Below are 23,289 nucleotides of genomic sequence, written 5' to 3'. Positions count from 1 at the left end.
CTCAACGCCAGGGGCGTTCCGACCGGCGACGCCAGTAATCGACGGGGTCCGTCGCCAATTCCCCCGCGGTGTCCACCGGCCGCGCGCTCGCGCCTCGTCGCAGATGCGCGAGCGTGGTCGCGCCGCTGAGCACGATGTCGGCCCACGGCTGCGCCAGCGCGGCGCCCAGCGCGAACACGTCGGACGGCATTCCGGATGCCAGGGCCTCGAGGCGACTGCCCGATTCGGCGCGGGCGAGGTCGCCGTTGGCGAGGGCCTCTTTGACAACGACCGTCCAGTCGGCGTCTCGCGCGGCCTGCAACGCGGGGGCGACCGATGGCTCGAGGAGGTTCCACGTCGACTGCACGACCGTGAACGGCGAGTCCCGGAGCGCGAGAGCGCTGCGGATCACCTCGCCCTGGTGCGGCCCGCTGGTCGACAGCCCTACCCGCACGCCGTTCGCCCGTAGGCCGCGCAGCCGATCGAGAAGCCCGGTGTCCGCCAGAGCCGTGCTCTCCGGAGTTACCGAGTGGATCAGGTAGTAGTCCGGGGCCGACCCCAGAGCCTCGAGCGTCTCGGGCCACTGCTGGTCGAACATGGCGACCGAGTGCTCTTTGCGCTCGTGCACGGCGGCATCCATCCGCCACTCTCCGACGTAGGCGTAGCCCCACTTCGACCCCACGGTGAGCAGCTCGCGTCGGCCCGGGTGGGCGTCGAACCACGATCCGAGGAAGTGCTCCGCCCGACCGTAGGAACGCGCAACGTCGACGTATCGGATGCCGAGCGCCCAGGCCTCGTCGAGCAGCAGGTGCGCACGCTCGCGCATCGCGTCGACCGAGCGTTCGGCGGGGTCCCCCAGGTCGCTGTCACGCGCGGTCGTGATGTAGGCCGGGCGACCGACGGCGGCGAGGCCGAGACCCAGACGGGCGGAGGTGACATGCATGCCTCGACGCTAGCGTCCGCGCGCCCTGCTCGCGTCAGCTGCGACGGCTCCGGTGCACCTCGACGGCACTGAGCACGATGGCAGATCCCGAGAACACCACCGACACCGCGAGAGCCAGAGTGAGCGCGTCGGCGAAAGCCCCCGGGTCCGCGGCGGGGGTACCCGGGCCCGCGGCCGCCGCGGCTCCCACGACGGCCAGCGCGAAGGCGGTACCCAGTACCGTCTGCCCGATCGAAGACCCCACCCGCTGGGCGGTCTGCACGACTCCCCCGGCGACGCCGCCGCGGCGGGGGTCGACGTCGGCGAGCGTCAACGTCTGATTCGGGGTGACGATCGCTCCGCCCGCGATCCCGAGGACGAACAGGGGCACGCAGAGCCGCAGGATGACGCCCACCGGATCGGTCGCCTCGGCACCGGCCTGCACCAGCAGCCCCAGAACGACCGTGACGCCCGTGAACACCGCGACCGCGCCGACGAGCAGCGGGCGTCCCACGCGCGAGACGAAGCGCCCGGCGACGGGCGCTCCCACCACCGAACCGATGGCGTAGGCCGTGACCCCCAGGCCCGATTGCAGGGCGGTGAAGCCCAGACCGTCCTGGTAGTACAGCGCGAGCACGAGGGGAATCCCGGTGTTGCTGCAGAAGAAGACCACGGCGAAGACCACACCCGTGACGAACGAGCGGACGCGGAACAGGCGCAGATCCAGCAGGGGCCCGGCATCCGCCCTCGTCAGGCGCGCCTCATGCCGCACAAGCGCCAGGAGGAACCCCGCGGCGGGGAGCAGGAGGAGGAGGGTCACGGGGCCGCCACCCTGGCCCGTCTCGACGATGGGGAACAGCAGGCACAGCACACCCGCGCCGAGCAGGAGCGCGCCGAGCAGGTCGATGTGGCGGGCGGATGCCGTGGAAGACGGCTCATCGGCGGGAACCCACCGGCGAGCGAGCAGCACGGCCGCGATCCCGACCGGCACGTTGATGAAGAAGACCAGCCGCCAACCGATGTCGGGGCCACCAGCCGAGATGAGCAGACCCGCGATCACCGGACCGAGCGCCGTCCCCGCACCGACGGTGAGGCCGAGCCTGCCGAAAGCCCGCCCTCTCTCCCACGCCGGGAAGGCGTTCTGGATGAAGCCCGACACCTGCGGGCCCATCATGCCGCCGAACAGCCCCTGCACGACCCTGGCCGCGATGAGGAGCCCCGCGTTCGGCGCCAGACCGACGGCAGCGCTGGCGGTCACGAACCCGAGCACGGCGATCGTGAAGATGCGTCGTCGACCCCGCTGGTCGCCCAGCCGTCCTCCGATGACGGGGACCAGCGCGAAGGCGAGCACGTACCCGGTCACGATCCACTGCAGCTCGTTCGAACCCGCCCCGGTGGAGCGCCCGATCGAGGGCAGGGCGACGTTGGTGACGCTGACGTCGAGGAGGGCGGCGAACTGGCCCATGAGCATGACCGAGAGCGCGCTCCAGCGCCTCGGATCGGGAGCGGGGATGGATGCCGTCATGCGGCCTCCGCCACCGGAGCGGAGCCCGCGGCGACGCGAGGGTTCGGCATGGGCCGAGCCTATGCCTGCGGCGAAGCGTGCGGGTCGGAGATCATCGCGGGGAACATCGCGGCGACGCGGGGAGTTGTCCTCCCCGAGAGCCGACGAGCGGAACGCGATGACGTACAGAGACCCCTACGACGACACGGCACAGCCGATCTGCCCCTCGTGCGGGGTGACGATGCACCCGCTTCTCGAAGAGGGCGGCGGCGCCGACGAGTGTCGTGAGTGCGGCTTCCGACTGGAGTGGTCGACGGGGGCACCCGCTCGCAATGACGACGACGACGACCGCCCGCGGGATCGCTGGATCGACGAGTCCTAGCTGTCGCCGGCGACGTCACCCTCGACCGGGATATGGACTGCACGCGTCGGCGACATCCTGCTTCGTGCATCTAGCTCGCTGACGGGGCGAGCGCCGCCGAGCGGGTGGCGGTGTCCAAGACAGCCGCCACGCTCTCCTGCAGCTCGGATCCGACGTTCGCGAGTGCCGCTTCGAAAGCGTCGTCGAAGCGGGTGAGGCATCTCCACGGATCGGTCGTCAGGTCGACCATCGCGTAGACGTGGGTCACCCTCCGGTCATCCGGGTCGAACTCCCGGCGCAAGACGTCGCGACGCACGAGACGATCGACGATCGTCGTCACCCCCGCCCCGGTGATCCCGAGGTGTCGCCGGAGGTCGGAGGGGCGCACGCCCGGGTTGCGCGCGACATGGATGATCGCGACGACATCGATGTCGTTCAGCCCCATGGTGCGACGGGCCTCCGCCAGGCACCGGGTCCTCTCGAACAGGTAGCGCGCGAGAGCCAGTGAGATGGGCGAGATGTCGTGAGCGAGTGCAGTCATCGGCGGTGCCGTATCGATTCGTTTCGTGTCACCGCGCCCATTCGGACGCGCGACCTCACGGTAATCGGCGCCGCGCGGTTATGCGGCCGCGCCCGGCCCTGTTGACAAAGGGGCAGCAACCGTATCTCAGCGCTCGAGGACCACCGCGAGCCCCTGGCCCACGCCGATACAGATCGCCGCGACGGCGACTCCCCCGCCGCGACGCTTCAGCTCGTGCGCGGCGCGCGCGATGATGCGGCCACCCGACGCTCCGAGGGGGTGCCCGATCGCGATCGCCCCACCGTGCGGGTTGAGAAGCTCGGGGTCGAGCTCGGTCCACAGCTTGGCGCACGCGAGCGACTGCGATGCGAAAGCCTCATTGAGCTCGACGAGGCTCACGTCGGCCCAGGTGCGACCGGCACGCGCGAGCGCGCGGTTCGCCGCCTCGACGGGGGCGACGCCGAAGACGTCGGGATCGTTACCGAACGCGGCCCGACCCGCGATGCGCGCGAGGGGCTCGGTATCCAGGATCCCCTCCGCCCCCAGCAGCACCGCCGAGGCGCCGTCGTTGATGGGTGAGGAGTTTCCCGCCGTGACCGTGCCGTCCTTCTGGAATGCGGGTCGGAGGGTCGCGAGCACCTCGACGGTCGAATCGTCGCGGATACCCTCGTCGCGCGCGAGCGCGTGGCCTTCGACCTGCACGATCTCGTCGTCGAAGCGTCCCTCTGCCCACGCCGCGGCAGCGAGACGGTGGCTGCGGGCAGCGAAGGCGTCCTGCTGCTCACGCGTGATGGCGTAGATCTCGGCGAGCTTCTCGGCGCTCTCGCCGTTCGAGATCGTCCAGTCCGCCCTCAAGCGCGGGTTGGTCATGCGCCAGCCGATCGAGGTGTTCCACATCGTCTGGTTCGCCGCGGGGAAAGGACGCGGGCTCTTCTCGACCACGAAGGGGGCCCGCGTCATCGACTCGACGCCGCCGGCGAGGATGACATCGGCATCGCCGGCCTCGATGGCGCGGGAGCCCTGGATCACGGCATCCAGAGACGATCCGCACAGCCGGTTGATCGTCGTCCCCGGCACCGACGACGGGAAGCCGGCCAGCAGCGCACCGAAGCGCGCGACGTTGCGGTTGTCTTCGCCCGCCTGGTTCGCGTCGCCGAAGATCACGTCTTCGATGCGCGCGGGGTCGATTCCGGTGCGCTCGACGACGGATGCCATGACGGTGGCCGCCAGATCGTCGGGGCGGACGTCGGCGAAGGCCTTGCCGTGGCGCGCGAAAGGGGTGCGGACGGCGTCGTAGACGAAGGATGCGGGCATGTCTCAGGCCTCCAGGCTCAGACCGAGCAGGGACTCGATCTCTTCGTGCGTGTTGTCGCCGAAAAGCTCCCACACGCGGAAGCCGTCGGGGGTGACGTCGAAGACGCCGTGGTCGGTGTAGACCCGCGAGACGCAGCCCACACCCGTGAGGGGATAGCTGCAGGCGGCGACGAGCTTGGGCTCGCCGCCCTTTGTGAGCAAATCGGTCATGACGTAGACGTCTTTCGCGCCGATCGCGAGGTCCATGGCGCCGCCGACCGCGGGGATCGCACCGGGCTCGCCGGTCGACCAGTTGGCGAGGTCGCCGCCGGCCGACACCTGGAACGCCCCCAGCACGCACACGTCGAGGTGCCCGCCGCGCATCATCGCGAACGAGTCGGCGTGGTGGAAGTACGCAGCCCCCGCGAGCGCGGTGACCGGCTGCTTACCCGCGTTGATGAGATCGGGGTCGACGCGCCCGCGCTCGGGAGCGGGGCCCATGCCGAGCATGCCGTTCTCGGTGTGCAGGACGATCTCGAGTCCCGCCGGCAGGTAGTCGGCGACCAGGGTCGGAGCACCGATGCCGAGGTTGACGACCGCGCCCTCGGGAATGTCGGATGCCACGCGGGCGGCGAGATCGCGCCGCGAGATGCGAGTTGTCATTTCTCCTCCTCGGATGCCAGAGCCCGGCCCTCGATGTCGACGCCGCCGACGAACGCGCCGTCGCGGAGCCATGCGCGCTCCCCCACCGCGACCACGCGATCGACGTAGAGACCCGGGGTGACGACCGACTCGGGATCGAGCGAGCCGAGCTCGACGATCTCGTCGACCTGGACGATCGTGGTGGTTGCGGCCGCGGCCATGATGGGGCCGAAGTTGCGCGCCGTCTCGCGATAGACGAGGTTGCCCCAGCGGTCGGCGGCGCGGGCGCTGATCAGGGCGGCATCCGCGCGGATGGGGTATTCGAGCACGTAATCGCGGCCGTCGATGCGCCGCGTCTCTTTGCCCTCGGCGAGCTGCGTCCCGAACCCGGTGGGGGTGAAGAACCCACCGATGCCGGCGCCGGCCGCACGGATGCGCTCGGCCAGGTTGCCCTGCGGCACGAGCTCGAGCTCGACCTTGCCGGCGCGGTACAGCCCGTCGAAGACCCATGAGTCGCTCTGGCGCGGGAAGGAGCAGATCATCTTGCTCACCTGCCCGGCCGCGAGCAGGGCGGCCAACCCGGTGTCGCCATTGCCCGCGTTGTTGTTGACGACGGTGAGATCGCGCGCACCGTGCGCGATGAGCGCGTCGATCAGTTCGACGGGCTGACCCGCGCGGCCGAAGCCGCCGATCATCACGGTCGCACCGTCGGCGATGCCGGCGACGGCCGCCTCGAGGTCGGGAACGGTCTTGTCGATCATGCGGAGCACCCTTGCTTGTTCGCTCTGCGTACATGCGTACGTCCTGCGAACAGGATACGCCGACCACCGCGAAGACGGCAAGGGAGGACCGCTCTGGGCCCGTAGCCCGGATTCAGACCAGGCGGAGGTCCGCGTCGATCTCGCCCGCGGCGGCCCGCAACGCCGGCAGGCACCGCTCTCGCCACTCGTCCGCGTCACCGCGGGAGCTGGCCGAGATGTTCACCGCCGCAACCACCGCCCCCGAGCGGTCGTGGACGGGCGCCGCGAGGGAGCGCAGCCCCTCTTCGAGCTCGCCGTCCACGAGAGCCCACCCCTGAGCACGCACCGCCTCGAGCTCGACGGCGATCGCATCGACGTCCGTCCGCGTGCGCGGGGTGAGAGAAGCGGGGTGCGAAGCGGCCACGATCTCTCGCGCGTCCGCGTCGGGAAGCGCCGCGAGCAGCACGCGCCCCATGCTGGTCGCGTAGGCGGGGAAACGCGTGCCGATCGTGATTCCGACGCTCATGATCCGTCGCGTGGGAACACGGGCGACGTAGACGATGTCGGCCCCGTCGAGCACGGCCGAGGAGACGCTCTCCCCCACCTCGCGCGACAGACGCTCGAGATGCGGCTGGGCGAGCGCGGGCAGCGAGAGCGCGGAGAGATAGCTGAAGCCGAGCTCGAGAACGCGCGGCGTCAGCGAGAAGACCCGACCGTCGGCGCGCACGTAACCGAGGGTCTCGAGCGTCTGGAGGAACCGGCGGGCCGCGGCACGGGTCAGATCGGCGCGGCGGGCGACGTCGCTGAGGGTCAGCGCCGGGTTCTCGGCGTCGAAGGCCCGGATGACCTCGAGACCGCGAGCGAGGGATTGGACGAACTCTCCCGAATCACTCACGCGGCTCACCCTATCGGGGCGCCGTGAGGACCTCGTGCGGGAACGCGTCGGAGAGAAGCGAAAGCCGCCCCGGGGGACGGCTTTGCGGCGAATCTGTAGCGGGAGCGGGGCTTGAACCCGCGACCTCACGATTATGAGTCGTGCGCTCTCACCAACTGAGCTACCCCGCCGCACGGCATCCAGGATTCAGATGTGGATGCCTTGAGCCCCGAGTCAGGATTGAACTGACGACCCCTTCCTTACCATGGAAGTGCTCTGCCACTGAGCTATCGGGGCGTACCCGGATCGCTCCGGGCAACTAGAAGAGAATATCAGACCTCGACACTCTCTTACGAATCGAGGGTCAGCCGCCGGCGTGCTGACGCAGCCACGCGATCGGGTCGATCGGGGTGGTGCCGTTCTGCAGGATCTCGACGTGCGTGTGCGCGCCGAACGAGCGACCCGTGTTGCCGGTGCGTCCGAGGAACTGGCCGACGTGCACCTTCTCGCCCGGGGTGACCTGCAGCGAGCCGTACTGCATGTGGCCGTACCGGCTCGACACGAGCTGGCCGTCGATCACGTGGTCGATCAGCACGGTCACGCCGAAGGCGCCACCCTGCTCGGTCGCGATGCGGACGGTGCCGTCGGCGATCGCCTGCACGGGCGCGCCCTCGCCGGGCACGAAGTCGGCACCCTCGTGGAAGCCGCCGTCACGCATGCCGAAGCCGTACGAGATCGACACGCCGACCGCGAAGGGCCACTGGATGGGTGACGTCGGGTTGTTGACGTAGAAGTTCGTGGGGTACTTGATGCCCGAGTCGACGGCCATCTTGGAGTACGTGGTGGCGCTGTAGCCGTCGGCGCGGTCGACGACCGCGGCCTGCGACTGGGCGGGCGCGACGTAGGCCTGGATCGCCCCGTCGGGCGAGGCGACGTCTCCGCCGACCGCCAGACGCGTGGTCGCGGTGTCGGCGGCGGGAGCGGTGATGCTGTCGGTGCCGCTCGCCGAGGCGATGGCGCTGACGGGCATGGTCATGCCGACCGTGAGAAGACCGACGACGCCCATGACCCCGACCGAGAACGACGTCGCAGCGATGCGGCGGACGTTGCGGCGGGTGCGGGGAGCGGCCGCGGCGGGCAGCCCCTCCGAGACGGGCTCGGGAGCGGGGGTGACGGGGGCCGCCTGCTGCGTGGGCGTCTCGCCCGTGAACGAGAACAGGCGTGCGGCGGTGGCGAACTCGTCGGCCACGGTGTCGTCGGGGGTGCTCGAGGCGACGGCGGACTGCTCGATGGCGGCCTGCTCGACGACGGGCTTCGACGGACGCGGAACGGACGTCTTCGCCACCCGGTCGGCGGAGGACTCGACGACCGGCTCGGCCACAGCTTCGTCGACGGTCGAGTCGAGGATGACCGATGCCTGGGGGCGTCGACGCGCGCGGCGACTGACGGGAAGCGTGATGGGCGAGGTCGGGAGGGATACCGGGGTGGTGGCGACGGCGCCGTCCGCGCTCTGCAGGATGACCGCGACATCGTCGGCACGACGCTGCTCGTCGACGACCGTGACGTCGAGTGCGTCGGAAGCCGTGGCATCCGGGGTCTGGTCGGCGGAAGACACGGCAGTGTCGCGAGGCGGAAGCGTGGGCTCGATGGTCGCGGCGATGACGGTCTCGACCACGGCAGCGGCAACGCTCTCGATCAGTTCGGGCTGAGAGGCGGCGTCGGCGTCGACCGGTGCGGGATCGGCGGCCTTCTGCTCGGACGCGGGGGCGTCGAGCGTCGCGACGGCGTTTTCGCTCGCGGCGAGACGGCGCATCTCGGCTCGGGTCAGCCGGGGGGTCGTCTCGGGAGCGGGCGTGGAGAGGGGGCGACGAGACCGTCGGGTGACGGCGGGCTCAGTCTCAGAGGCTTCTGACGGCAACGCGGAAGGGCTCTCGTGTCGTGTCGCGAAAAGCGACGGCTTCGGGCTTGGGGGCTTGGCCATCTCCGCAGGTTCGGGTTGCGGAAGATAACGAACTGGTAAACACCCTACCTCGGCTGGTCTGGGAATGCCATGGGCGCGACCTCTGTCACCGCTCGTAGTCGAGCAGCGGCTCGAGACGGCGGTAGAAGTCGGGGCCCGCGGCGATCACCATGCCGTTGCCGGGGCGTCCGCCGGGCGCTCCCCCGATGATTCCCCCCGCTTCTTCGACCAGCAGCGAGCCCGCGGCGTGATCCCACGGCTGCGTGCCGCGTTCGTAGTAGGCGTCGACGCGACCGGCGGCAACCGACGCCAGGTCGAGAGAGGCCGCGCCGATGCGGCGCACGTCGCGGGCGATCGGCATGACGCGAGACAGCTGTGCGAGCGCGGGTCCGTGCGTCTCGGGGTTGTAACCGAAGCCGGTGGCGACGAGCCCCCCGGCCGGACCCACCTCGCCCACGGACAAGCGGGTGTCACCGAGCCAGGCTCCCCCGCCGCGCGAGGCCCGGAACAGCTCGCCCGTCACGGGGTTGAAGACCGCCCCGGCGAGCGCGGTCCACGACGCGGTCTCGGCGGTGCCCTCGACGGCGGCGATACTCACGGCCCAGGCCGGAATGCCGTAGGCGTAGTTGACGGTGCCGTCGATCGGGTCGACGACCCACGTGATCCCGCTCGTTCCCTCTTCGGCCCCGGATTCCTCGCCGAAGAAACCGTCATCGGGCCGCTCTCGCGCGAGCTCCGCCCGAATGAAGGCTTCGACCTCGCGGTCGGCGGCGGTGACGATGTCGGCGGCGGCCGATTTGGTCGCCGCGACCGTCACGCCCTCGCGACGGCGACGGTGGGCGAGTTCACCGGCCTCTCGGGCGATACGCGTGGCGATCTCGAGCAGGTCGGCTGCGGAAGTCATGGCATCCAGGCTACGTGCGCCACCCCCTGCGACGAATTCGCCGCTGTCGTTAGCGTGGGCTCATGACCGCTTCGGATTCTCGCCGGTACGACGTCGTCATCGTGGGGGGTGGGCACAACGCCCTCGTCGCCGCGGCCTATCTCGCCCGCGCAGGGCGCCGGGTGGTGGTGATCGAGAGATCGGATGCCGTGGGCGGCGCCGCCGTGTCGGAGCGCCCGTGGGCGGGAGTCGATGCACGCCTGTCGCGGTACTCCTACCTCGTCAGCCTGCTGCCGCAGCGGATCATCGACGACCTGGGCCTGCGCATCGAGCTTCGCCGGCGCCGGTACTCCTCTTATACGCCCGACCCGACCGACCCCACGCGCGGCGTGCTCGTCGATACCCGGGATGCCGAGGCCACCGCCGCCTCGTTCGCGCGCACCCTCGGCGACACCCACGAGGCGGCGCGTTTCGCGGCGTTCGGCGAGCGTCTCGCCCCGGTGGCCCGTGCCGTCTTCCCGACGATGGCCGAACCGCTGCCCACGTCCGACGAGCTGCGCGAGCGCGTGGGCGACGACGAGCTCTGGGATGCCCTCACCACCCGCCCGCTCGGAGATCTCCTGCGCTCCTCGCTCGACAGCGACCTCGTCCGGGGCGTCGCGCTCACCGACGGGCTCATCGGCACCTTCGCGTCGTCCGACGACCCCTCCCTCACGCAGAACCGGTGCTTCTTGTACCACGTGATCGGCGGCGGGACCGGCGACTGGGACGTCCCCGTCGGTGGCATGGGCGCGGTGACGGCCGAGCTCGAGCGCGCCGCCCGCGAGGCGGGGGCCGAGATCGTCACGGGTGTCGAGGTCGTCTCGGTCTCGCCCGACGGCGACGTGCACACGATGACCGATCGCTCCGAAGTCTTCCGAGGCGACCTCGTGCTCAGCGGCGTCGGCCGCGCGGTGCTCGACCGGCTGCTGACCGCCGGCGGATCATCGACGACCGGCGCCGAAGCGCCGGAGGGTGCACAGGTCAAGGTGAACATGCTGCTCTCGCGCCTGCCACGTCTGCGCGATGAGTCGGTGACCCCCGAGGCCGCCTTCTCGGGTACTTTCCACGTCAACGAGACCATGACCCAGTTGGATGCCGCTCACGTGGCGGCATCCGGAGGACTCATCCCCGAACCACTCCCCGTCGAGGTCTACTGCCACTCGCTGACCGACCCGTCGATCCTCGGCGAGGAGCTGCGGGCGTCCGGCGCGCAGACGCTCACGATGTTCGGTCTGCAGGTGCCGCACCGCCTCATCGACGACACCGATCCGGTCGCCGCGGGAGCGCGCCTGCTGGCCGCCGCCCAAGCCTCGTTGGATTCCGTCCTCGCCGAGCCCCTGCGCGACTGCATCCTGCGGGCGCCCGACGGGCGACTCTGCATCGAGGCCCGCACCACCCGCGACCTGGAGGAGTCGCTCGCCATGATCGGCGGCGACATCTTCCACGGCGCCCTGTCGTGGCCGTGGCTGTCGGCTCCCGCCGACTCCCCCGCCGCGCGCTGGGGCGTGTCGACGCCGCACGCCCGCATCCTGTTGTGCGGGGCGAGCGCTCAGCGCGGCGGGGCGGTGAGCGGCATCGGCGGCCAGAACGCGGCGATGGCGGCGCTGGAGATCCTCGGGGGGTAGGCCGAGGCCCTGGCATCCCGGCCGTCCCGCGGACGCCGAGGCGACACGCCGCACGCGCCTCACCGCACCCGGCACGTCGGCGTCGGAGTCCGCACGACGCCCCGGGGTGCGAGGGTCGTGGCTTCAGACCACGACGACCGGCTGCTGCAGTTCGGTCACCCAGTCGGACTGGTCGTCGGACTCGGCCCGCATGTACAGCTCGCGGCAGGGTCCCGATGGCACGTACCCGCGGTCGAGGATCTGCGCGTGGATGGACTGCCAGCTCTCACCGATCCGTTCCATCGATCCCAGATGGATGCCGCACACGGCTATCTCGACGGCGGGGAGTTCGACGATCTCTATGCCGTCGTGCACTGTTCCGAGATAGAGATACCCGGCGATCACCTCCGTGCCGTCCTCGCGAACCGCGTATTGCGCGACGGGGGTGTCGAGTGCTCCCTTCTCCGCACCGATGACTGCGGCGACGGCGTCGAAGGCCGGTCCGACGACGTCCGCCATCTCCGCGCCGTCGGCCACCAGGCGACGACGGGCGGCAAGGCGGAGGGCAGGCAGTGACTTCTGGACGATCTCGATCTCTCGCATGTGCTTTTCTCTCTCGATGAGGTGGAGGCGCCGCTCCACGTCGACGAGCCGTGCGGCGGCGATCCGATGCTCACGCTCCACCTCGACGCGACGCTCCCGCAGCAGCACCGCGATGCGATCGGCACCCACACCCTGGTTCAGAATCGAGGCGACGTCGTCGAGGCCGAAGCCGAGCTGCCGCAGCGCCACGATTCGGTGCAGCCTCTCGAGCTGCGACGGATCGTACGAGCGGTAACCGCTGTGCTCGTCCACGTGCGCGGGCACGAGCAGACCGGCGCTGTCCCAGTGCCGGAGCATCCGGTGGGTCACCTGGCCGATCTGCGCGAACGCTCCGATGGACAACATGCTTCTGTTCTCCTTCCTCACACCGTGTCAGGGTCAAGTCGCGGCCCAGAAGCGACGGCGCGCACGATCGCGATGAGTTCCGCGACGGCGGTCATCAGCACCGGCGTCGACGGCTCGGCGTAGCCGAACACGATTCCCGCGGGCACATCGACGGCGGCCCCCGGCACCGCATACCCGGAGAGGGGCGACACCAGGATGCCGCGGGCTGCGAGCTGGTCGACCACAGCCTGCTCGGTCGCGGCCCCGGCGACGGGCAGCAGGACCACGGCGTGCAGCCCGCCGTCCGTCGCGGTGAGCTCGACCCCGTCGATCCCGGCGAAGGCCTCCAGCAGAAGGCGGCGACGGTGACGGTAGTCGCGCCGGCGACGAGCGGTGTGCCGCGCGAGCGCGCCCTCGCCGAGGTACAGGGCCAGGGCGCGCTGCTGCACCTGCGAGACCGGCGGGTCGAGGTCGGCCCGCGTCGCGACGAGGCGATCGCGCAGCTCGCCGGTGGCGACGATCCACCCGCTCCGCAGCGACGGGCTGAGGACCTTCGACAGGGTGCCGATCATGACGACCCGCCCCGGATCGAGCAGGTGGAGCGGGGGCAGCGGCGCGCGACCGTGGGGGAACTCGCTGTCGTAGTCGTCTTCGACGATCACCGCGCCGGTGCGCGCGGCCCAGGTGAGCAGTCGCGCGCGGGCAGCGGCATCCAGCCGTGTTCCGAGGGGGTAGTGATGGTGAGGGGTGACGACGAGGGCGTCCAGGTCGGCGCGGGCCTCGACGGCGTCGAGATCGAGACCGTCGTCGAGGCGTACCGGGAACGGCACCACCTCGACCCGAAGCCGGTGCAGGATGCGACGGACGCGCGGATACCCCGGGTTCTCGATGCCCACGCGGAGCGGGCGGCCGACGTTCCGGGGCGTGAGAGCGAGCACCGTCAACAGCACCGCGTCGCTCGTCCCCGCGGTCACGATGACCTCGTCGGGCACGACGTCGAGCCCGCGGGTGCGTCCGAGGTGCCGGGCGATCTGGTCGCGCAGAGGCGGGTGGCCGCGCACGTCGTCGACGTCGGATACCGGATCGACACCCCCCGCCCGCCGCCAGGCCGAGCGCCATGCGGCATCGGCGATACCGGTGGTGTGGGGGCGCCCGGGGCGCAGGTCGACGACGGCCGGAGCCGTCTTCGCAGAAGCGTGGTCTCCCCTCTCGACCGGGCGGGTCGACGAGCCGACGACCTCGGCCACGACGGTCCTCCCGCCGGGGCGGGTCGAGAGGTAGCCCTCCCCCGCGAGGATCTCGTACGCGGCGACCGCGGTGCCGCGCGCGATCCCCAGATCGGCCGCGAGAGCGCGAGTCGAGGGAACCGCATCTCCCCCGCTCGCTCGCCCGGCCACGATGGTTGCGCGCAGGTTGTGCGCGAGCTGCTCGTGGAGGGGCACGTCGGAATCGCGATCCAGGATGCCGGCGGAGATCATGCCCCCACCCTCTCACTGGTCTATCGACATCCGCGAAAAGCGGACTACGCGCTGGACCAGCCGTTCACCTGGAATGGTGTCATGACCGACCTCCCCCTCACCGCCCTGACCCGCGTGCGTCGCGGCGCACACCACCAGCGCACCGACCGCGCCGCCCTCTACGACGTGATCGACGCAGCCCTCTATGCCACCCTCGCCATCGTGCGCGACGACCGGCCGGTGGCTCTGCCGGTGGGGATCGGCCGCGACGGCGACGATCTGCTCATCCACGGCTCGACGGGCAGCGACTTCTTCCGCCGCATCGCCGCGGGTGCCCCCGTGAGCCTCACGATCACGCACCTGATGGGCCTGAAGTATGCGCGTTCGCTTTTCGACAGCTCGATGCGGTATCGCTGCGCGGTCGTGCACGCCGTGGCATCCGTCGTCCCTCCCGAAGAGAAAGAAGCAGCCCTGCTCACGCTGTCGGAACACCTCATGCCGGGGCGCAGTGCCGACGTGCGTCCGATGACCGCGCGGGAGATCGCCGCGACCCTGGTGCTGCGCGTTCCGCTGACGGAGGCGAGCGTGAAGGACAACGCCGGCTCGCTCGTCGAGGTCGACGACGATGGCGAGGACCGGTCGGTCTGGGCGGGCATGCTGCCGCTGCGAGCGGTCGCCGGTGAGCCCGTCACCTCGGCTCAGACCGCGGCGGGCGTGGCGGTTCCGGACTCCGTGCGCCGAGCGGCCGAACGGGTTTCGGCGGCGGGCATGTCGTAGCCGCGGCCCGGTTCCGTCGACGCTCACGTCGGGCGTGAATCCGCTCCCGGACGTGGCGACGGGGCCGTCCCCGAGGGAACGGCCCCGTCGTCGGGAGGATCAGCCGACCAGCGGCGGCACCTCGTACCGCCGGGGCGTGCCGAAGCGGTGGGCCGTGATCGACACGGCCTGCTCGCGCAGGAACGGCAGCAGTTCGACGTGCCCGGCACGGGTGACCTCACCGGCGTACACCGCGACCGCGGGCGAACCGCCGGTGGCCTCGGCGAGAACTGCCGGCGAGCCCCCGAGCAGGCGCACACGCCCACCGGTGCGCACCAGACGTGCCGCGCGGCGGCTCCAGTCGGCGGTGTCCTCGACGGCGGCGCGGACGCCCACACCCTCGAGCCACGCGCGGACGGCGGGCGACAGCTCGCGCGCGGCGCTGACGGTCACGGTGGAGCGCGCCCGGACCCCGGCGGCGACCACTCGCACGAGCGCGGCCTCCGACGCGTCCTCGAGGCGCACGGTGACCGGCACCGCCGCGTAGCGGAGGACGTTCTGCTCCGACTCCAGACCCGTCACGTCGCGAGCCAGCGAGAACTCAGCGGCCCACGCGGCGGCGTCGCTCGAGAGGGCGGATGCCAGCCACTCGCGATCGCGCGCGGGCACGGCGGCCACGGCGGCGGCGGCGAGGGCGTCCGGTCGGGAGGGGCCGGACACCTCGGCATCCGCCCACGTTCCGAAGCCGGACAGGTAGTGGGGCCCGCCGGCCTTGGTGCCCGCGCCGACGGCCGACTTCTTCCATCCGCCGAACGGCTGGCGCTGCACGATCGCACCCGTGGTGCCGCGGTTGACGTAGACGTTGCCGGCCTCGATGCGCGAGAGCCACTGCTGGATCTCGGCCTCGTCGAGCGCGTGCAGGCCCGAGGTGAGGCCGTACTCGATCGCGTTGACGATCTCGATCGCGTCGTCGAGGGTCTCGGCGGTCATGATGCCGAGCACGGGCCCGAAGTACTCGGTGCGGTGGAACTCGCTGCCGGGCTGCACGCCCTCGCGGATGCCGGGACGCCACAGCATCCCCTCGTCATCGAGCTTCTGCGGCTCGACCACCCAGCGCTGGCCGGGCTCGAGGCTCGTGAGGGCCGTCAGCAGCTTGCCGTTCGCGGGCTCGATGAGCGGTCCGACGCGCGAGGCCTCGTCCCACGGCAGGCCGACCTCGAGCGAGGTGACGGCGTCGACCAGCTGGTCGCGGAAGCGGCGCGAACGGGCGACCGAGCCGACGAGCACGACGAGGGATGCCGCGGAGCACTTCTGTCCCGCGTGACCGAAGGCCGACATCGCCACGTCCTTGGCCGCGAGGTCGAGGTCGGCGCTGGGCGTGACGATCACGGCGTTCTTGCCGCTCGTCTCGGCGAGCAGCGGCAGGTCGGGGCGGAACGAGCGGAAGAGCTCGGCCGTCTCGTAGGCGCCGGTGAGCACGACCCGCCCGACGGCGGGGTGGGTGAGCAGCTGGCGACCCAGGTCGTTCTCGGACAGCTGTACGAGCTTCAGCACCTCGCGAGGGACGCCCGCCTCCCACAGCGCCTCGACCATGACCGCGCCGGAGCGCTCGGCGAGCACCGCCGGCTTGATGACCACGGCGGAGCCGGCGGCGAGCGCGGCGAGAGTGGAACCCGCGGGGATGGCGACGGGGAAGTTCCACGGCGGGGTGACCACGGTCACACCGACCGGGGTGAAGGTCGCCCCGTCCACGTTCTCCAGCGTCCGCGCCTGCTCGGCGTAGTAGTGCGCGAAGTCGATCGCCTCCGACACCTCGGGGTCGCTCTGCTCGATGACCTTTCCGCACTCGGCGCCCATGACCTCGAGCAGGTCGGCGCGGTGCTTCTCGAGCACGTCGCCGGCGCGGTGCAGGATCTCGGCGCGGCCGGCGGCTCCGAGCGCGCGCCAGGCGGCGGCCGAGTCGGCGGCATCCTGGATCACCGCGTTCAGCGCCGATTCGTCGGTGACCGTGTGCGCGGCGATGGTGTCGCGCCCCAGGGCGGAGCCCTCCATGCGCTGGATGATCGCGCGTGACCAGTCGCGGTTCGCGGCGATCGCCGGGTCGGAGTCGGGGGTGTTGCGGAAACCGTGGGTCGGCGCGGGAGCGGCCTCGGACGAGCGGTCCTGCACGCGGTTCGAGGCGGGAACGCCCTCGGGCATGTCGGCGAGGGATGCCAGGAAGCGGTCGCGCTCGCGAGCGAACAGCGCCGCGTGGGTGTCGAGGTCGAACACCGCCGACATGAAGTTCTCGCTCGAGGCGCCCTCTTCGAGGCGGCGGATGAGGTACGCGATCGCCACGTCGAACTCCTGCGGGTGCACGACGGGGGTGTAGAGCAGGATCGAACCGACCGTGCGACGCACGACCGCCTGCTGCGCGGTCGCCATGCCGAGGAGCATCTCGACGTCGATGCCCTCGGTCACCCCGCGCCGCTCGGCGAGGAGCCAGGCCAGGGCGACGTCGAAGAGGTTGTGACCGGCGACGCCGATTCGCACGTTGGTCGTGTGCTCGGGTCGCAGCGCGTAATCGAGGACCGCCTTGTACGAGGCGTCGGTCGCCTGCTTCGACGGCCAGGTGGCGAGCGGCCAGTCGTGCACGTCGGCATCCACCCGCTCCATCGGCAGGTTCGCGCCCTTGACGACCCGCACCTTGATGGGGGCGCCCCCGGATGCCACGCGCGCGGCGGTCCACTTCTGCAGGCGGATCATGGCGGCGAGTGCGTCGGGCAGGTACGCCTGCAGCACGATGCCCGCCTCGACGCCGCGGAACTCGTCCTCCGACAGCAGCGTCTCGAAGACGGCGAGGGTGAGGTCGAGGTCCTTGAACTCCTCCATGTCGAGATTGAGGAAGGTCCCCGTCTCCTTCGCCACGCGGTAGAGGGGGCGGAGGGCGGCGACCGCATCGGCGACCGCGGCGTCGAAGGCCCACGGCGTGTGCGGGGCGACGGTCGACGAGACCTTGATCGAGACGTAGTCGACGTCGTCGCGCGAGAGGAGCTTGCGGGTGCCGGCCAGACGGCGCGCGGCCTCCTTCTTGCCGAGGATCGCCTCGCCGAGAAGATTGACGTTGAGACGGATGCCGTCTCCCCGGCCGCGGATCGAGGTGATGGCCTCGCCCAGCTTGCGGTCGGTCGCGTCGACGATGAGGTGGCGCACCATCGAGCGCAGTGCCGTGCGGGCGGCGGGTACGACGACCTGCGGGAGGATCGGCGCGGCGAGGGCGCCGAAGCGGATCGCCGCCTTGAGGTGCAGCGGCAGGAAGCCCGGGATGAGCGGGGTGAGGGCGGCGAGGTTGCGCGCGGCGACGCGCACGTCTTCGGGGCGCACGACGCCGTCGACGAAACCGACGGTGAAGTCGAGGCCGTGCGGGTCGCGCAAGACACCCGCGAGGCGTTGAGCGGCGGCGTCGACGGGCTCGTTCCGACTCTCGGCGAGCCAGCGGCGCACGAGGGCGATCGCGTCGTCGGCGAGGTCGGCGGGGGCGACCGGAGCGGCGGGGGTGGGGCCGGACGTGGGGGCCGACGTCGTGTCGGGGGCATCGGTGAGCGACATGGCGATCCTTCCTCGGATGCTCTCAGTGTGGAGCGAGCATTCGTTCGAGAAAAGCGATGATTCCTGACGCATACTGTTCGACAGAGCCGAAGGGATGCCATGTTCGATCTGCGCCGTCTGCGCCTGCTGCACGAGCTGTCGGTGCGGGGCACTCTCGCCGCCGTCGCCGACGCCCTGTCGTACAGTCCGTCGACCATCTCACAGCAGCTCGCCCTGCTCGAGAAGGAGGCCGGGGTGCCCCTGCTCGAGCCCGACGGCCGTCGCGTGCGCCTCACCGCGCAGGGAGCCGCCCTCGCCGCCCACGCGGCGCGCATGCTCGCCGCCGACGAGGCAGCCCGCGCCGAGCTGGAGCACATGCGTCCATCGCTGGCACCCGTGCGGGTGGCGGTCATGCAGTCCGCCGCCCACGGCCTGCTCCCCGGAGCCCTCGACGCCCTGGCCGAGAGCGAGCCGCAGCTGCGCATCGAGGTGGCCGAACTCGCTCCCGAGGAGGGGCTGTTCGAGGTCGCGGCGCGCGGTTTCGATCTCGTCGTCGCAGAGCAGTACCCGGGTCACACGCGCGAGCACCGCGAGGGTCTCGAGCGCAGCCTGCTGGGGCGGGATGCCATCCGTCTCGCCGTCTCGAGCGACGATCCGGCGCAGAACCTGGAGGACCTGCGCGAGCGCGCCTGGGTCATGGAGCCGGTGGGCACCGCCGCCCGGCAGTGGGCCACGCAGCAGTGCCGCGCCGCCGGGTTCGAGCCCGACGTGCGCTTCGAGATGGCCGACCTGACCGCGCACGCCCGGCTCGTGGCATCCGGTCATGCCGTCGGCATGATCCCCGATCTCGTCTTCGCGGGTGAGACGCCGCCCGTGCGACTCGTGGGCCTGCCGGGCCAGCCGCGACGCGAGGTGTTCACGGCCGTCCGTCGAGGAACGGCCGACCGCCCCGGCGTACGCGCGGTGCGCGGAGCACTGCAGGTGGCGTACGACCGGGGCGGTCGGTGACGGTCAGCGCGTCAGCGCGATCTCGTTCGGCGTCTTCTCGAGGGTGACGCTCTTCACGACCTCACCGGTGGTGAGATCGACCGCGTGCACGGCGTTCTTCGCGGGCTCGGTCACGTAGGCGATGTCGCCCGAGACCTTGATGGCGGGGTGCGCGTCCTGCCACTCCGCCGGGCCCTCCCACGCGTCGATCACGGGGAAGGCGTCGGTGAACGTCCCCTTCTCGAGGTCGAGCACGTGGATCGCACCGTCAGAGGCCAGGACGTATCCCATATCCCGCGGACCGCGCGCCAGGTCACGGAAGGTGTACTCGGCCCCTGCGGGCATGTCGATGACGGTCTGCGTCTTGGCGGCCGTGTCGACGACGGAGACGCGGTGCAGCAGGTAACCCTCGGCGTCACGGTCGTCCTTGTAGTCGCCGAGCACGAGCGGGCTGGTCTCGCTCACGAACATGTTGCCCGAGCGTCCGTATGGCTGGTCGAAGGCCTCGATCTTGGTGATCTGACCCTCGTCGAGCACGAGAGCGCCGTTGTCGCACCCGAAGACGACGACCTCGTCCTTGGCGGTGCCTTCACCGTGCACACCCGGGCAGGCCGCGTTATCGGCGATCGTCGCACCCGAGGAATCCTTCACCACGATGCCCGTGCGACCGTTGGCGTTGCCCACGGTGGTCACGAACGAGCCGTCCTCGAGCACGATCGACACACCGTGGTGCGCCTCGACGCCCGGAACCGTCTCGACCGCGGGCAGGGACTCGGTGGATGCCAGCAGGGCATCGGTGTCGAAGATCGTCGAGTCGCTCGTGCCGTCGGCGTAGAGCACCGTCTTTCCTCCGTGCGTCACCACGTGACCGGGCTTCGACGCCGGGAAGACGAGGTCGGTGAGCTCGGGCTCGGCGGCCGAGGTCCCGGCATCCAGAACCTGGAAGCCCTCGCTCATGGTCACCATGATGTGCTGGCCGTCGCCGGCGGAGTTCAGGCGGGTGAACTCCTCCGACGGGAAGTCGCCGACGGTCTCGAGGGTCTGACCGTCCAGCACCAGGATGCCGCCGGGGTATGACAGCGCGACGCGCGTAGCCGCGTCAGCGGGGGCGGTCGACGCCGGGGCGGCGGACCCGGGAGCGGTGCCGCCGGCGCAGGCCGACAGGGTGACGGTGGCGCCGATCGCGAGGGCGACAAGGCCCGCGCGGGGCAGGGAGAAGCTGCGCATTGGTGTCTCTTTCTTCGGTGGGGTGGGTCTCGTCAGGGAGAGAGCCCGGTGGCGATGCGCTCCGTGTTGACGCGCATCATGGTCAGGTAGTCGGGGGCGTCGCCCGAAGCGTCGGTGAGCGACTCGGTGAACAGCTCGGTCACCTCGACGTGGCGGTCGGCTTCTTCGGCGAGCGCGCGTACGAGCCGGTCGGGAGACGAGGACTCGGCGAAGATCGTCGGCACCTTCGCCTCGTCGATGGCCGCGACGAGGTCGGCGAGGTCGCTCGTACTCGGAGCGGCGAGGGTCGTCCCGCCGGGGATCACCGCCCCGATGAGGCGGAAGTCGAAGCGATCGGCGAGGTAGCCGAACACGTGATGGTTGGTGACGAGGGCGCGCCGCTCGGCGGGGATCGCGGCGAAGGCCGCGGTCATGTCGGCATCGAGCTTCTCGAGCTGTGCGCGATAGGCGACCGAACGCTCGGCGACCTCCGCTCCGCCCAGACCTTCGAGCACGGGCGCGAGCCGGTCGACCACGGCGATCATCTGCGCGGGATCCGTCCAGAAGTGCGGATCGTCGGCTCCCTCCGCATCGGCCGAGGTGTACGGCAGCACGGTGACCACGTCGCCGGCGACGACCGTGTCCACCCCGTCGGCGGCCGCGGCGTCGAGGTGCTGCTGCAGGCCCTCCTCGAGACCGAGCCCGTTGGCGACCAGCAGGTCGGCCGAGCGCATGCGCGCGGCCTCGGCGGCGGAGATCTCGAACGAGTGCGGGTCGGCCCCCGGTCGCATGAGCGTCAGGACCTCGACGTCGTCGCCGGCCAGCTTCGACACGACGTCGCCGAGGATGTTGGTGGTCACCACCACCAGGGGACGATCGGATGCCGCGGTACCGCTGCATCCGGCGAGGCACAGCAAGGCGGCCGCGGCGAGGACGGCGAGGATCCGGCGCATGTCAGCGTCCCGTCTCTGCGAAGAAGAGCGGCGTGCGCTCGGGGGTGAACTCGCGCGCGATGCGTGCGCCGTCGGCGAAGTCGATCTCCCACATCCGGTTCTCGGCCGGCCCGTTGAGGTAGGCGCGCTGCTGGTCGGCGACGAGGGTCACCGGCTGGCCCGCGGCGAGACTCCCCGAGACCAGGGGGTCGGATGCCGCGCGCACCGCGCCGGTGTCGCCGTTCAGCACCAGCACCCGCCCACCGGCGGTGAGGGCCAGGAGGTTCGCGTTCTTGTCGTCGACGGCGGTGACCTGCACGAGCGGCTCGGGGGCGGCCAGGAGTGTCCACGCACGCTCGCGGGTGTCGAGGATCCAGACGCCGGCGTCGCCCGCGAGAGCGGCGACGCTCGGTCGTCCCTCGCGATTGTGGAAGGCCGTGGCGCGGGGCGCGGTGGTCCCGGGCGGGTAGGCGATGACCTCGGCGACCGGCTGCTCGCCGTCGACACTCACGAGCACGGCGCCGTCACGGCATCCGATCACCGCTCCGACGCGTGTCGTGATGGTACCCGCGGGATCCGCGCACGGGGTGGTCGCCCCCAGGGCCGTGCCGTCCGCCGCGTGCAGCGACACCTGCCCGGCGGCGGCGATCGCCGCGAACGACCCGGCGGGGACGACGAGACCCGCGCCCGGCTCCGTGGTCACGCGGAACTTCTCGGCCACTTCGCCCTTCGACAGCGCCTCGGTGTCGAGCAGGACCGCCTCACCGGAGTCGGGGAAGAACACCCCCGTGCCGCCCGTGGTCGACGAATTGGAGGTCGCCACCGTGGCCACGCCCTCGCCCGCGACCTCGCCGACCACCCGGGCGGGAGCCCGGTAGTAGTGGAAGTGGTCGACGTGATCCCACGTCCACACCCCGCTGTCGACGATCGAGACGCCGTCCGCATCGGCGGAGAAGAGGTAGCGACCGTCGGAATGCACCGCCGCGGGCGCGCGGACGGTTCCGAGGTCGGCCGTCGACTCGTCGAGGAGGTCGAGGTGCGAGACCCGGCCGTCGGCGTCGATCGAGGTGAGCCCGAGCGCGGGCTCGGCGAGCTCTGCGGCGCCGTCGATCTGACCGTGCGCGTCGACGAGAGGGGTGGAGGTCGCCGCGGACGGCGCAGACGGGGCGGCGCAGCCGGCCAGGGCGACGAGCAGAAGAGCGCCGAGGGGCGCGAGGCGTCGGGTGGGAGGGAGCATGGGGGGGCTTTCCAGGGGGAACGGGAAGGAACGTCAGGCGGGTACAGGCAGGAGGGCGGGAACGCGACGACGCACCTCGTTCGTCGCGAGGCGCAGCAGCCACGAGACGCCCGCGGCCACGATCGCGGTGGCGGCGATCGTCGCTCCGGCCGCCGTCGCGGCGTGCCACGACACGAGCAGCCCGCCCGCGACGGCGACCGCACCGATACCGGCCGCGAGCACCATGGTCGAGGGGATGCGTTCGGTCCACTGCCGCGCCGCGACGGCGGGAGCGACGAGCAGCCCCACGACGAGCAGCGAGCCGACGGCCTGGTACGAGGCCACGACCGCCAGGGTCACCAGACCGACCAGCACGGTCTGTGCGAGGCGCGGGCCGAGGCCCAGCACTCGCGCGACGCGCTCGTCGATCGCGAGCGCGACGAGAGAGCGGTGCGTCAAGGTCACGGCGGCGATTCCGACCACCACCGCCACCGCGAGGACGACGAGATCGGCACTCGTGACGGCGAGGATGTCGCCGAAGAGGATGGCCGTGGCATCCGTCGCGAAGCTGCGCGCGTGGGAGATCACGATCACGCCGAGCGCGAGCATGCCGACGAACAGCAGGCCGATGCTCGTGTCGTACGAGAGCTTCGCGCGCCGCTGCACGGCGCCGATGCCGAGGCTCATCACGACGGCGCTGAGAGCCGCCCCGATCAGCACCGGCACGCCGAGCACCGTGGCCAGGGCCACACCGGGGAGCATGCCGTGCGCGAGCGCCTCGCCGAGGAAGGCCATACCCCGCACGATCACCCAGGTACCGGCCACCGCGCACAGCACCGCGACGAGCACGCCGCCGAGGAGGGCACGCTGAACGAATTCGAGCGAGAAGGGATCGGTGAGCCAGGACACGATGTTCG

20 protein-coding genes and 2 tRNA genes are annotated in these 23,289 nt (G+C 71.3%); 4 read left to right on the top strand and 18 right to left on the bottom strand.

What is annotated here, in order from left to right:
* Nucleotide 1 precedes the first annotated feature (1 nt).
* Together MTE01_RS11620 and MTE01_RS11615 are read right to left on the bottom strand one after the other, a co-directional pair.
* A complete protein-coding gene (locus MTE01_RS11620) occupies nucleotides 2-922 on the bottom strand; it encodes an aldo/keto reductase (protein WP_141377637.1) in 921 nt (306 codons plus the stop codon).
* A gap of 34 nt (nucleotides 923-956) precedes the next feature.
* Nucleotides 957-2,426 carry an MFS transporter gene (locus MTE01_RS11615; RefSeq protein WP_141377635.1) on the bottom strand — a complete coding sequence of 490 codons (1,470 nt, stop codon included), beginning with the start codon at nucleotides 2,424-2,426 and terminating at the stop codon, nucleotides 957-959.
* A 157-nt stretch (nucleotides 2,427-2,583) separates the two neighbouring features.
* Here MTE01_RS11615 and MTE01_RS11610 point away from each other — a divergent pair, with 157 nt between their 5' ends.
* Nucleotides 2,584-2,787, top strand: coding sequence for a zf-TFIIB domain-containing protein (locus tag MTE01_RS11610; protein ID WP_116239258.1), 204 nt, complete (start codon nucleotides 2,584-2,586; stop codon nucleotides 2,785-2,787).
* A 70-nt stretch (nucleotides 2,788-2,857) separates the two neighbouring features.
* On the opposite strand, the gene MTE01_RS11605 is transcribed toward MTE01_RS11610, so the two are convergent.
* The 9 genes from MTE01_RS11605 to MTE01_RS11565 all read right to left on the bottom strand — a co-directional run bounded on the left by MTE01_RS11605 (nucleotide 2,858) and on the right by MTE01_RS11565 (nucleotide 9,699).
* Entirely contained in the window at nucleotides 2,858-3,307 is a 450-nt protein-coding gene (locus MTE01_RS11605; protein ID WP_103205906.1) for a MarR family transcriptional regulator, read from the bottom strand.
* A 126-nt stretch (nucleotides 3,308-3,433) separates the two neighbouring features.
* Nucleotides 3,434-4,600 carry a thiolase family protein gene (locus tag MTE01_RS11600; protein ID WP_141377633.1) on the bottom strand — a complete coding sequence of 389 codons (1,167 nt, stop codon included), beginning with the start codon at nucleotides 4,598-4,600 and terminating at the stop codon, nucleotides 3,434-3,436.
* A gap of 3 nt (nucleotides 4,601-4,603) precedes the next feature.
* Nucleotides 4,604-5,242 carry a 3-oxoacid CoA-transferase subunit B gene (locus MTE01_RS11595; protein WP_141377631.1) on the bottom strand — a complete coding sequence of 213 codons (639 nt, stop codon included), beginning with the start codon at nucleotides 5,240-5,242 and terminating at the stop codon, nucleotides 4,604-4,606.
* Nucleotides 5,239-5,982 (bottom strand): 3-oxoacid CoA-transferase subunit A, encoded by a 744-nt coding sequence (locus tag MTE01_RS11590; protein WP_141377629.1) that lies wholly within the window; start codon nucleotides 5,980-5,982, stop codon nucleotides 5,239-5,241. The genes MTE01_RS11595 and MTE01_RS11590 overlap by 4 nt, the downstream gene beginning before the upstream one ends.
* 112 nt (nucleotides 5,983-6,094) lie before the next feature.
* Entirely contained in the window at nucleotides 6,095-6,856 is a 762-nt protein-coding gene (locus MTE01_RS11585; protein WP_246078264.1) for an IclR family transcriptional regulator domain-containing protein, read from the bottom strand.
* A gap of 96 nt (nucleotides 6,857-6,952) precedes the next feature.
* Nucleotides 6,953-7,026 (bottom strand) — tRNA-Met (locus MTE01_RS11580).
* Between the two features lie 34 nt (nucleotides 7,027-7,060).
* Nucleotides 7,061-7,132: transfer RNA gene (locus MTE01_RS11575), tRNA-Thr, on the bottom strand.
* 67 nt (nucleotides 7,133-7,199) lie between these two features.
* Nucleotides 7,200-8,648: a M23 family metallopeptidase gene (locus MTE01_RS11570; protein ID WP_170210688.1), complete on the bottom strand. Its 1,449-nt coding sequence runs from the start codon at nucleotides 8,646-8,648 to the stop codon at nucleotides 7,200-7,202.
* 253 nt (nucleotides 8,649-8,901) lie between these two features.
* Nucleotides 8,902-9,699: an inositol monophosphatase family protein gene (locus tag MTE01_RS11565; protein ID WP_141377623.1), complete on the bottom strand. Its 798-nt coding sequence runs from the start codon at nucleotides 9,697-9,699 to the stop codon at nucleotides 8,902-8,904.
* Between the two features lie 62 nt (nucleotides 9,700-9,761).
* Between MTE01_RS11565 and MTE01_RS11560 the strand changes: the two genes are divergently transcribed.
* Complete coding sequence (locus tag MTE01_RS11560) at nucleotides 9,762-11,345, top strand: phytoene desaturase family protein (protein ID WP_141377621.1); 1,584 nt, start codon at nucleotides 9,762-9,764, stop codon at nucleotides 11,343-11,345.
* A gap of 123 nt (nucleotides 11,346-11,468) precedes the next feature.
* Here the strand turns inward: MTE01_RS11560 and MTE01_RS11555 are convergent, their stop codons facing one another.
* Nucleotides 11,469-12,272 (bottom strand): MerR family transcriptional regulator, encoded by an 804-nt coding sequence (locus tag MTE01_RS11555; protein ID WP_141377619.1) that lies wholly within the window; start codon nucleotides 12,270-12,272, stop codon nucleotides 11,469-11,471.
* Between the two features lie 17 nt (nucleotides 12,273-12,289).
* The gene (pdxR, locus tag MTE01_RS11550) at nucleotides 12,290-13,729 is read right to left on the bottom strand and encodes a MocR-like pyridoxine biosynthesis transcription factor PdxR (protein WP_141377617.1); all 1,440 of its coding nucleotides are present in this window, start codon (nucleotides 13,727-13,729) and stop codon (nucleotides 12,290-12,292) included.
* 81 nt (nucleotides 13,730-13,810) lie between these two features.
* Here pdxR and MTE01_RS11545 point away from each other — a divergent pair, with 81 nt between their 5' ends.
* Nucleotides 13,811-14,485, top strand: coding sequence for a pyridoxamine 5'-phosphate oxidase family protein (locus tag MTE01_RS11545; RefSeq protein ID WP_141377616.1), 675 nt, complete (start codon nucleotides 13,811-13,813; stop codon nucleotides 14,483-14,485).
* Nucleotides 14,486-14,584: 99 nt separating this feature from the next.
* On the opposite strand, the gene MTE01_RS11540 is transcribed toward MTE01_RS11545, so the two are convergent.
* Nucleotides 14,585-18,052, bottom strand: a complete 3,468-nt coding sequence (locus tag MTE01_RS11540) for a bifunctional proline dehydrogenase/L-glutamate gamma-semialdehyde dehydrogenase (protein ID WP_141377614.1) — start codon at nucleotides 18,050-18,052, stop codon at nucleotides 14,585-14,587.
* A gap of 99 nt (nucleotides 18,053-18,151) precedes the next feature.
* On the opposite strand from MTE01_RS11540, the gene MTE01_RS11535 reads away from it, so the two are divergent.
* Nucleotides 18,152-19,039, top strand: a complete 888-nt coding sequence (locus MTE01_RS11535) for a LysR family transcriptional regulator (protein ID WP_141377612.1) — start codon at nucleotides 18,152-18,154, stop codon at nucleotides 19,037-19,039.
* Nucleotides 19,040-19,042: 3 nt separating this feature from the next.
* Here the strand turns inward: MTE01_RS11535 and aztD are convergent, their stop codons facing one another.
* Genes aztD through aztB form a run of 4 tightly spaced genes read right to left on the bottom strand, consistent with a single transcriptional unit; the run spans nucleotide 19,043 to nucleotide 23,281 of the window.
* The gene (aztD, locus tag MTE01_RS11530) at nucleotides 19,043-20,245 is read right to left on the bottom strand and encodes a zinc metallochaperone AztD (protein WP_141377610.1); all 1,203 of its coding nucleotides are present in this window, start codon (nucleotides 20,243-20,245) and stop codon (nucleotides 19,043-19,045) included.
* A 32-nt stretch (nucleotides 20,246-20,277) separates the two neighbouring features.
* Nucleotides 20,278-21,177: a zinc ABC transporter substrate-binding protein AztC gene (gene aztC / locus MTE01_RS11525; protein WP_141377608.1), complete on the bottom strand. Its 900-nt coding sequence runs from the start codon at nucleotides 21,175-21,177 to the stop codon at nucleotides 20,278-20,280.
* Between the two features lies 1 nt (nucleotide 21,178).
* Nucleotides 21,179-22,393: an ABC transporter gene (locus MTE01_RS11520; protein WP_141377606.1), complete on the bottom strand. Its 1,215-nt coding sequence runs from the start codon at nucleotides 22,391-22,393 to the stop codon at nucleotides 21,179-21,181.
* A gap of 33 nt (nucleotides 22,394-22,426) precedes the next feature.
* Nucleotides 22,427-23,281 carry a zinc ABC transporter permease AztB gene (aztB, locus tag MTE01_RS11515; RefSeq protein ID WP_103205891.1) on the bottom strand — a complete coding sequence of 285 codons (855 nt, stop codon included), beginning with the start codon at nucleotides 23,279-23,281 and terminating at the stop codon, nucleotides 22,427-22,429.
* Between the last annotated feature and the right edge of the window lie 8 nt (nucleotides 23,282-23,289).

It is taken from the genome of Microbacterium testaceum (assembly GCF_006539145.1).
Taxonomy (GTDB): Bacteria; Actinomycetota; Actinomycetes; order Actinomycetales; family Microbacteriaceae; genus Microbacterium; species Microbacterium testaceum.
Note: the sequence above shows the minus strand (reverse complement) of the source record. Positions and strands in the feature narration are given on the sequence as shown.

What these genes read in the sequence shown, in the direction of transcription:
- MTE01_RS11615 (WP_141377635.1), bottom strand. Translation starts at nt 2,426, where the DNA reads ATGACGGCATCCATCCCCGCTCCCGATCCGAGGCGCTGGAGCGCGCTC.
- MTE01_RS11540 (WP_141377614.1), bottom strand. Translation starts at nt 18,052, where the DNA reads ATGTCGCTCACCGATGCCCCCGACACGACGTCGGCCCCCACGTCCGGC.
- MTE01_RS11590 (WP_141377629.1), bottom strand. Translation starts at nt 5,982, where the DNA reads ATGATCGACAAGACCGTTCCCGACCTCGAGGCGGCCGTCGCCGGCATC.
- MTE01_RS11605 (WP_103205906.1), bottom strand. Translation starts at nt 3,307, where the DNA reads ATGACTGCACTCGCTCACGACATCTCGCCCATCTCACTGGCTCTCGCG.
- MTE01_RS11535 (WP_141377612.1), top strand. Translation starts at nt 18,152, where the DNA reads ATGTTCGATCTGCGCCGTCTGCGCCTGCTGCACGAGCTGTCGGTGCGG.
- MTE01_RS11565 (WP_141377623.1), bottom strand. Translation starts at nt 9,699, where the DNA reads ATGACTTCCGCAGCCGACCTGCTCGAGATCGCCACGCGTATCGCCCGA.
- MTE01_RS11620 (WP_141377637.1), bottom strand. Translation starts at nt 922, where the DNA reads ATGCATGTCACCTCCGCCCGTCTGGGTCTCGGCCTCGCCGCCGTCGGT.
- MTE01_RS11520 (WP_141377606.1), bottom strand. Translation starts at nt 22,393, where the DNA reads ATGCTCCCTCCCACCCGACGCCTCGCGCCCCTCGGCGCTCTTCTGCTC.
- MTE01_RS11595 (WP_141377631.1), bottom strand. Translation starts at nt 5,242, where the DNA reads ATGACAACTCGCATCTCGCGGCGCGATCTCGCCGCCCGCGTGGCATCC.
- MTE01_RS11600 (WP_141377633.1), bottom strand. Translation starts at nt 4,600, where the DNA reads ATGCCCGCATCCTTCGTCTACGACGCCGTCCGCACCCCTTTCGCGCGC.
- pdxR (WP_141377617.1), bottom strand. Translation starts at nt 13,729, where the DNA reads ATGATCTCCGCCGGCATCCTGGATCGCGATTCCGACGTGCCCCTCCAC.
- MTE01_RS11545 (WP_141377616.1), top strand. Translation starts at nt 13,811, where the DNA reads ATGACCGACCTCCCCCTCACCGCCCTGACCCGCGTGCGTCGCGGCGCA.
- aztD (WP_141377610.1), bottom strand. Translation starts at nt 20,245, where the DNA reads ATGCGCAGCTTCTCCCTGCCCCGCGCGGGCCTTGTCGCCCTCGCGATC.
- aztC (WP_141377608.1), bottom strand. Translation starts at nt 21,177, where the DNA reads ATGCGCCGGATCCTCGCCGTCCTCGCCGCGGCCGCCTTGCTGTGCCTC.
- MTE01_RS11555 (WP_141377619.1), bottom strand. Translation starts at nt 12,272, where the DNA reads ATGTTGTCCATCGGAGCGTTCGCGCAGATCGGCCAGGTGACCCACCGG.
- MTE01_RS11560 (WP_141377621.1), top strand. Translation starts at nt 9,762, where the DNA reads ATGACCGCTTCGGATTCTCGCCGGTACGACGTCGTCATCGTGGGGGGT.
- MTE01_RS11570 (WP_170210688.1), bottom strand. Translation starts at nt 8,648, where the DNA reads ATGCGCCGTCTCGCCGCGAGCGAAAACGCCGTCGCGACGCTCGACGCC.
- MTE01_RS11610 (WP_116239258.1), top strand. Translation starts at nt 2,584, where the DNA reads ATGACGTACAGAGACCCCTACGACGACACGGCACAGCCGATCTGCCCC.